Below are 7,453 nucleotides of genomic sequence, written 5' to 3' on the forward strand. Positions count from 1 at the left end.
AACACACATTAAAAACAAAGTTCGTGAACTAAATAATTTTTAATAAAGTATAACTGGATTACCTGCCTGCCGTCAGGCAGGGATAAAGAATGATATGGGCATTTTGATGTTTATTTGGTATAAACTTCACCATAGCTATTATTATTCTGTTGCTCTGCTCCCATACATAGATAATATCGGATATTATTAACCTAAACACAGTTACTCCGTCTGATTTTCACTTCAGAGAGAGAGTATAATAGTAGGAGAGTTTGAGGGATGCCTCTCCATCACCCCGTCTCTCCATCACATTTTATCTCCTGAATGATTGAGTATTAATAAAAAACGACAATCCAATCACAAAATATTTTTATCCTTTACATATAATACAAACGCTATTTTTTTTGCCTAATAGCAACCAATTTCGATCAAAGTTACCGATAAACAACATTAAATTAAGCTGATTATCAGACATTTTAAACTTTAAACAACTCTAACATTCTTTTTTCTATTCATTTACATACATTATTTATACTTTTGCATCTTGATGGTAAATAAAGTCAAATGATTTTCAGAAAGAAAAAAGAAGAACAGTTCAACTATATAGATAAAGGTGAAGGACAACCTATATTATTACTTCACGGCTTATTAGGAGGCTTAAGTAATTTTGGAAGTGTAGTTGAAAAACTGGTAGATGACGGGTACAGAGTAATTGCTCCATCACTACCTATTTATGATCTTCCGGTACTAAAAACAAATGTTAAGAATTTAACAGAACATGTTCACAACCTTATACAACACCTTAATTTAGGTAAAGTTATTCTGGTAGGAAATTCGCTTGGTGGACACATTGCACTAATATATGCGAAAAAACATTTTGATAATTTAGCTGGATTGGTATTAACTGGTAGTTCCGGATTATACGAGAATGCTATGGGAGAATCTTACCCAAAACGAGGAGATTACGAATACATGAAGCGTAAAGCCGAAGAAGTATTCTACGACCCTAAAGTAGCAACAAAAGAACTTGTAGATGAAATTTACGATGTTGTAAACGACAGATTAAAAGCTATTCGAATTTTATCAATTGCAAAAAGTGCAATAAGACATAATATGGCAGAAGACATTCCTAAAATGGATCTTCCGGTATGTCTTATCTGGGGAAAAAATGATATAGTAACTCCACCAAATGTTGGAGAAGAATTCCATAGACTTTTCCCTAACTCAGAACTTCATTGGATTGACAAATGTGGTCATGCTGCAATGATGGAGAGACCTGACGAATTCAACGACATTTTGGATGACTGGATGAAAAAACATTTCTAGAATTATGAAAATAAACACCTCTTCTTTCGTAATAAGTAATACTGAGCTTGAGAAATGCCCATCAGAAAACAGGCTTGAATATGCCTTCATCGGCAGATCAAATGTTGGAAAGTCTTCTTTGATAAACATGCTTACCAACAACAAAAACTTAGCAAAAACATCAGGAAAACCGGGAAAAACACAATTGATAAATCATTTCTTAATAAACGATCATTGGTTTTTGGTTGATTTACCGGGTTATGGTTATGCTAAAGTTTCAAAGGTAATGAGAAGAGACTTTGGTAAAATGATTAGCAATTATATTGAAAATCGTAAAAACCTAATAAATCTTTTTGTACTGGTTGATTCAAGACATGAGCCACAAAAACTTGATGTTGAGTTTATGGAATGGCTTGGAGAAATTGGAATACCTTTTAGTATAGTATTTACCAAAGCAGACAAATTAAATAAACATAAGTTGGCAACAAGTCTTGATTTTTATAAAAATGAATTAAGTAAAAACTGGGAAGAATTGCCTAAAATGTTTGTGACCTCTGCAGAAACCAAGTTAGGTAAGGAAGAAATATTAGAATATATAGGTGAGCTTAACGAAGAATTGAAAGATCATTTTTTATCCTAAAAAAATGTTGTCAAAGGTAGAGGTAAGTTTTTTGCTCAAAAACTCCAATCATCGGCTGAGCTGAGGCACTGTGAGCTGATGACAAAAAAAATTAACCGCAACGTAGCGCAATTGCGCAGTGCCTCGGCTTAGCCGACGGAAGCAATCATGAACACCCACTATAAACTCTCGTGAATAAAGTAATGCGCAACGTAACGCAAAAATACTTCGCGAAAATTGGCGCATAACTTTGCGAAACTTTGCGGTAAAAAAGGTTGTCATGGGTAGATACAAAGTAGACGAAATGACAGCATAATTTTTATTTCTTCACTAACTCCAGCTTCTCTGCAAAATAATCGGAAAAATCTCTTAAATCCCCGGCCATTTTATCTTCATTGGTTGCTCTCTCAAGTGTATCGGCCATAGAAACCAGGGTTTGGTGAAAGAACCTTTTCATATCATCTATCTTCATTTCCTTTGTCCACAGATCTATTCGAAGAGTATCCTCCGATTTTTTATCCCAAACAGAAAGTAAAAATGCCAGAGATTCTGTTTTATCTACTCCTCCGTCAGGAGCTGACCAATACATCTTTTCAGGGACTTTATTAGTGTCCATTTCTACTTCTAAAGTTATCTTTGATTTATGATTTTCCATCTTTTTGTTTTTTTTAGAAGACTATGTATACTTTTACAAGCCCAGCAAGCATGTCTTCACATATTTATATTACTTTCTGGGCTTGTATTTCGACTTAACAAATATTTCTCTCGCATCGTTATTTTTCACAAGATCATCAATCGATACATCGTTATTTTCCATGTATGAATTAACAATCTGCCAACCTATCCATATACCTACTCTTCCCGGGGATTCGCGATCCATATCCAGGAAAAATTTTGTAAATGGTGCTACATCTATAAACCTCTTAGTTAGTCGAGGGTCAGTATTATATATGTACTTATTCTTTATCAGGTATGTCCATATCTCTGCTTCATTAGTTTCGCACCACTTTAACTCTTCCGGGCTATAACCAATTACGAGAGAAGCATCTTCACCCGGGAGCATTTTTTGAGTTAAATACAATAATTTCCCACTGTATACCATCTGCGACAAAAGTGTTTTATCATAAGGACTTTTCGACATTACAGTTCTTAAAAGAGCATCACTTACATCAACCTTTATCCTTTCAGGTCGCATGTTTCGAACCAAATATTCGGGAAATCCCGAATATTCTTCTTCTCCTGCACCCAAATACATATCCAGTGAAACAAAAAGCCTCTCCCCTGAAAACAAAACCGGATACTGATAATCAAAATCAGAAATAATGGTATATACATCAGGAGTATTAAACCTCGGGAAATAATACCTGATATGTTTAAACACCTCAACTATCTCGAAATATTCCTTATCAAAAGTTCCAAAAACATCTACTGTCTTCTTATATATTTTTTGCTCCTCAGAATCGTTAATCTTATTTACCCAAACAGAATCACTATATTCTTCAGGAAACATTAAAGGGTAATTAGCCTTTAATGTTGCCAGTGAAACTTCATCTGCATTATAAAACAAGCTGTCGAAACGTACAAGTTTTGAGTTCACTTCAATATTCGACACATCTACCACATTAGAATCAGTACACGATACTACAGTAAACAATACTGATATTACAAATAATATTTTTTTCAAATAATTCATTCCTTTAAAATAAAAATCAGCCAAAAATAAGAAAGGCTTCCTATATAGACTAATTAAATTTGTTCGATGTTTAGCGTTTAATGTTTGATGTTTCACTATTTTTGCTTCTCTAAAAAAATTGATCAAAATGAATTCTAAGAAAGTTATCGAACATATTACAGACTGGTTAAACTCCTATACAGAAAAATCAGGAACAAAAGGATTCATTGTTGGCGTGAGCGGAGGAATTGACTCAGCTGTGACTTCAACTCTAGCCGCCAAAACAGGTAAAAAGGTATTGTTAATAGAGATGCCTATACATCAGGATGCAACTCAGGTTACAAGGGCACAGGATCATATCAACTTCCTGGAAAATAAATATCCAAACGTTAAATCACTTAGGGTAGACCTCACCGAAACTTTTGGTAATCTTGTAAAATCTTTCCCTAAGACAGATTCAAGCAGCGAAGAACTTTCGCTGGCCAATACAAGAGCCAGACTAAGAATGACTACTCTATACTATTTTGCAGGCATCAATGGCTTACTGGTTGCCGGTACAGGAAATAAAGTTGAAGATTTTGGGGTTGGATTTTATACAAAATACGGTGATGGAGGTGTTGATTTAAGTCCGATTGCCGACTTGATGAAATCGGAAGTTTATGCATTAGGCAAAGAATTAGGAGTTATTGAATCGATTCTGACAGCTGCACCTACCGATGGGCTTTGGGGAGAAGACAGAACAGATGAAGACCAACTGGGAGCAAGTTACGATGAGCTGGAATGGGCAATGAACTATGTAGAAAAAAACTTAAACTCTGATTTAAACAGGAGAGAAGAAGAAGTGTTGGCGATATACAAAAGACTAAATAGTGCAAATCAGCATAAGATGAACCCTATTCCGGTTTGTGAAATACCTGAAGAACTTCTACAAGATTAAGTAATTCATTTATCTCTGGCTGCCAAAAACTTACTTATAATTATACCTATTATTACTGTGGAATAAAAGTTTCCAATCAACCCAAACAAAATAGTAACCCTCTGGGCAAATTGTGTTATTGGCGATATATCTCCATAACCAATAGTTGTTAATGTAACAAAACTGAAATAAACGAGTTCTGAATGTGGTTTTCCCGTACTACTCAAACCTGTAAATGAATTCGGGAAATTAATTTCGGTAAGAGTAAATACAACTCCTCCCATAACTCCCAACACAAAAAATCCAGCCAACAGTGCTCCTATTGTATTTAGATCTACTTTAGAAAAATCAAGTAATTCCCTGAAAATCTCATAAACAATAATAATATAGAAAACTATTAACAACACATTCGACAATGTTGCTAACCAAAGTGAAGAGATTATATTATTAAAAAAGCTCTCTACAATAACAAATAATCCCAGTATAAGTATAACGATAAACAACCTTTTTCGGGCAAGTAATACAATCATCCCTGCCAATATCGACAATGTACTTAGCACAGAATCCAACATAAAATTATCGTGCTCGATAAATGAAGGTGCAATAAATTCAACTAAAAATGTAATCCACAGAAATAAGAATCTATACCTATACAAAAACGCTAAATATGGTCTTAATTTCGTCATAACTGTATAATATCTTTAGGAAATCCAATCACATTATTACTACTACCTAAGACAACTTTTTTTACCACCAAGTTTCTCGAAGTATTTTTGCGTTACGTTGCGCATTACATAGCGTTACGTTGCGGTTAATTTTATTTGTCATCAACTCACCGTGTCTCCGCTCAGCCGATGATTGGAGTTTTTTTTAGAAAAACTTAGGCCTACCTAAGATACAAATCTTTACTAATTGCTACAAACCTACAATATTCCTCATCAAACAATTGACAATCATACGTTTATGTTTTTATTTGTAATAAATTTACCTTAAATTTAATAAATACATAATCAATACTGCGCCATAGTCACACATAAATTACTCTCTTACGCGATAATTCATAGTGTGACCATTGTATGTAATCAAAATATTATACTATGCAAATGAAAAGACTAATACCCTTGTTTGTTATTGCCTTTACTTTACTAACAGGCTGTGCAACTGTATTTACACCTAACAAAAGCCGCCTGACTGTTTACAACGGCTATCCAAAAAACGCAAAAGTGTACTTAAATAATGAGTATCTGGGAGAAGCACCATTAGAGATCTGGGTTGAAAATCACAAATTGGACAAGGAAAATCTGATTGAAATAAAAAGTGAAGGCTTCGAAACAGCTAAAATTGATTTAGACCTCAAAACTGATGCTGCCTATTTTATTGCTGATATGGTATCTATTGTTGGTTTAGGTATTGATTACTATACCGGAGCTATTTACAAACCCAAACCGGGAAATATTAAGTATAAACTCAGGGAAGCAGAAAGTGAAACCGGTTACTAGTTGCTAGTTGCTGGTTACTGGTTACTGGTTACTGGTTGCTATAAAATCTAAACACAAAAAAATGAAAAAATTAATACTTTTCTATATTATACTAATGTCTTCGATTGCTGTAAATGCCCAGATGACATTAGAACAAATAAAAGCAGACAAAAACTACGGTTGGTTTCAGCATTTCGAGGCTATAGCGCGTTACGGCGGGATAATGGCTCATCACGAAGAAATGGTTGATATGACATCTCACCCTTTCCAGGCATTGGAATTAAGAATAGGATGGCAATCGTATGGAACAGAAGATTTTCATCAAAAATTGAATTATCCAACATACGGAATTGGAGTATATTCCTCAAGGTTTCACACGAAAGAGATTGGAAATCCCAGTGCTATTTTTGGTTTCATAGACTTCCCTGTTTGGAGAAGAGACAATAAAGACAAACTGGATGTAAGTTTAGGGGTAGGATTATCTTATGAATTTAACCCCTATGACCAAAGCGAAAACCCCGGCAATATCGCAATCGGTTCTCTGGTAAATGTATATTTTGATTTGGGTGTAAAATACAATATTAATTTAGGCGAAAGATGGTCAATAAGACCGGGAATAAACTTATCTCATTTCTCTAACTCTTCAACTACACAGCCAAACTTAGGTCTTAACATGATTGATATTAATGTTGGTGCACTATACAGGTTTAACCCGATTAAGAGGTTTACAAAAGACAGATTTCCGGAATACGAACCGGCAATAAATCCAACATTTATCGAAAGTGTTCCCGATCCTATTTGGAAAAAGAACCACTGGCACATTAGAGGAGCAACAGGTGTAAGGCAGAATAAAAACACAAACGACAGCTATTACGGAATAGGACTGGCTACAATAGGATACACTCATCAGGTAAACTACATTTATAAAATAGGAGGCGGAGTTGATTTAATGTTCGACTCCAGTATCCCTACCAATTTCTGGGAATACAAAGGAGAAACAGCTCCGAAGAATGCAGCATATACAGCCGGGGTCAATGTTTCTAATGCTCTTATAGTTGGCCGCCTTGAATTAGAACTTCAGGTTGGACTGTATCTTTGGAAACAGTACCGAGATGATTTGTATGCGTATCTGAGGCCCGGATTCAAATTTTTTATAACAGAGCAACTATATACACACGTATCATTTAAGACTGAATATATTGGTCAGGCGCAGTATATTGAGTGGGGACTGGGAGTATATATTTTTTAGGTCTGTATGTTGATCTGAAAAGATAAAGTGACGAAATGAAATTCAGCGAACAACAGCTAAGAATAAAAGTACCAGTGAGCTAAGGAGCTTCAGCGAGCAACCGTTTAAAAATGGAGTGCCAGCGAGCTAAAAGAGGCCTGCCTGCGTGACTCAGTCAGGCAGAAAAGATAAAAGAGGAAAGATAAAAGAGGAAAGATAAAAGCTTGCCCTGAGCGGTGGTACTTGCCTGCCTGGC

At 35.1% G+C, this 7,453-nt stretch carries 8 protein-coding genes; 5 read left to right on the forward strand and 3 right to left on the reverse strand.

Annotated features, from left to right (window positions below; all coding sequences use genetic code 11):
* Positions 1-543: 543 nt before the first annotated feature.
* Together ABFR62_11980 and yihA are read left to right on the forward strand one after the other, a co-directional pair.
* Entirely contained in the window at positions 544-1,305 is a 762-nt protein-coding gene (locus ABFR62_11980) for an alpha/beta hydrolase (GenBank protein MEN8139140.1), read from the forward strand.
* A gap of 4 nt (positions 1,306-1,309) precedes the next feature.
* Positions 1,310-1,924 (forward strand): ribosome biogenesis GTP-binding protein YihA/YsxC, encoded by a 615-nt coding sequence (yihA, locus tag ABFR62_11985; protein MEN8139141.1) that lies wholly within the window; start codon positions 1,310-1,312, stop codon positions 1,922-1,924.
* Between the two features lie 298 nt (positions 1,925-2,222).
* Here yihA and gldC read toward each other — a convergent pair whose 3' ends face one another.
* Both gldC and gldB read right to left on the reverse strand, forming a co-directional pair.
* On the reverse strand, positions 2,223-2,558 hold the full coding sequence (gene gldC, locus ABFR62_11990; protein ID MEN8139142.1) for a gliding motility protein GldC: 336 nt from the start codon (positions 2,556-2,558) through the stop codon (positions 2,223-2,225).
* 69 nt (positions 2,559-2,627) lie between these two features.
* Positions 2,628-3,596 carry a gliding motility lipoprotein GldB gene (gldB, locus tag ABFR62_11995; GenBank protein MEN8139143.1) on the reverse strand — a complete coding sequence of 323 codons (969 nt, stop codon included), beginning with the start codon at positions 3,594-3,596 and terminating at the stop codon, positions 2,628-2,630.
* Positions 3,597-3,723: 127 nt separating this feature from the next.
* Between gldB and nadE the strand changes: the two genes are divergently transcribed.
* A complete protein-coding gene (nadE, locus tag ABFR62_12000; GenBank protein ID MEN8139144.1) occupies positions 3,724-4,512 on the forward strand; it encodes an NAD(+) synthase in 789 nt (262 codons plus the stop codon).
* A 5-nt stretch (positions 4,513-4,517) separates the two neighbouring features.
* Here the strand turns inward: nadE and ABFR62_12005 are convergent, their stop codons facing one another.
* A complete protein-coding gene (locus ABFR62_12005; GenBank protein MEN8139145.1) occupies positions 4,518-5,177 on the reverse strand; it encodes a potassium channel family protein in 660 nt (219 codons plus the stop codon).
* A 417-nt stretch (positions 5,178-5,594) separates the two neighbouring features.
* Here ABFR62_12005 and ABFR62_12010 point away from each other — a divergent pair, with 417 nt between their 5' ends.
* Positions 5,595-5,990 (forward strand): PEGA domain-containing protein, encoded by a 396-nt coding sequence (locus tag ABFR62_12010; protein ID MEN8139146.1) that lies wholly within the window; start codon positions 5,595-5,597, stop codon positions 5,988-5,990.
* A gap of 61 nt (positions 5,991-6,051) precedes the next feature.
* Positions 6,052-7,218, forward strand: coding sequence for an acyloxyacyl hydrolase (locus tag ABFR62_12015; GenBank protein MEN8139147.1), 1,167 nt, complete (start codon positions 6,052-6,054; stop codon positions 7,216-7,218).
* The last annotated feature ends 235 nt before the right edge of the window (positions 7,219-7,453 follow it).

It is taken from the genome of Bacteroidota bacterium (assembly GCA_039714315.1).
GTDB lineage: Bacteria > Bacteroidota > Bacteroidia > Flavobacteriales > JADGDT01 > JADGDT01.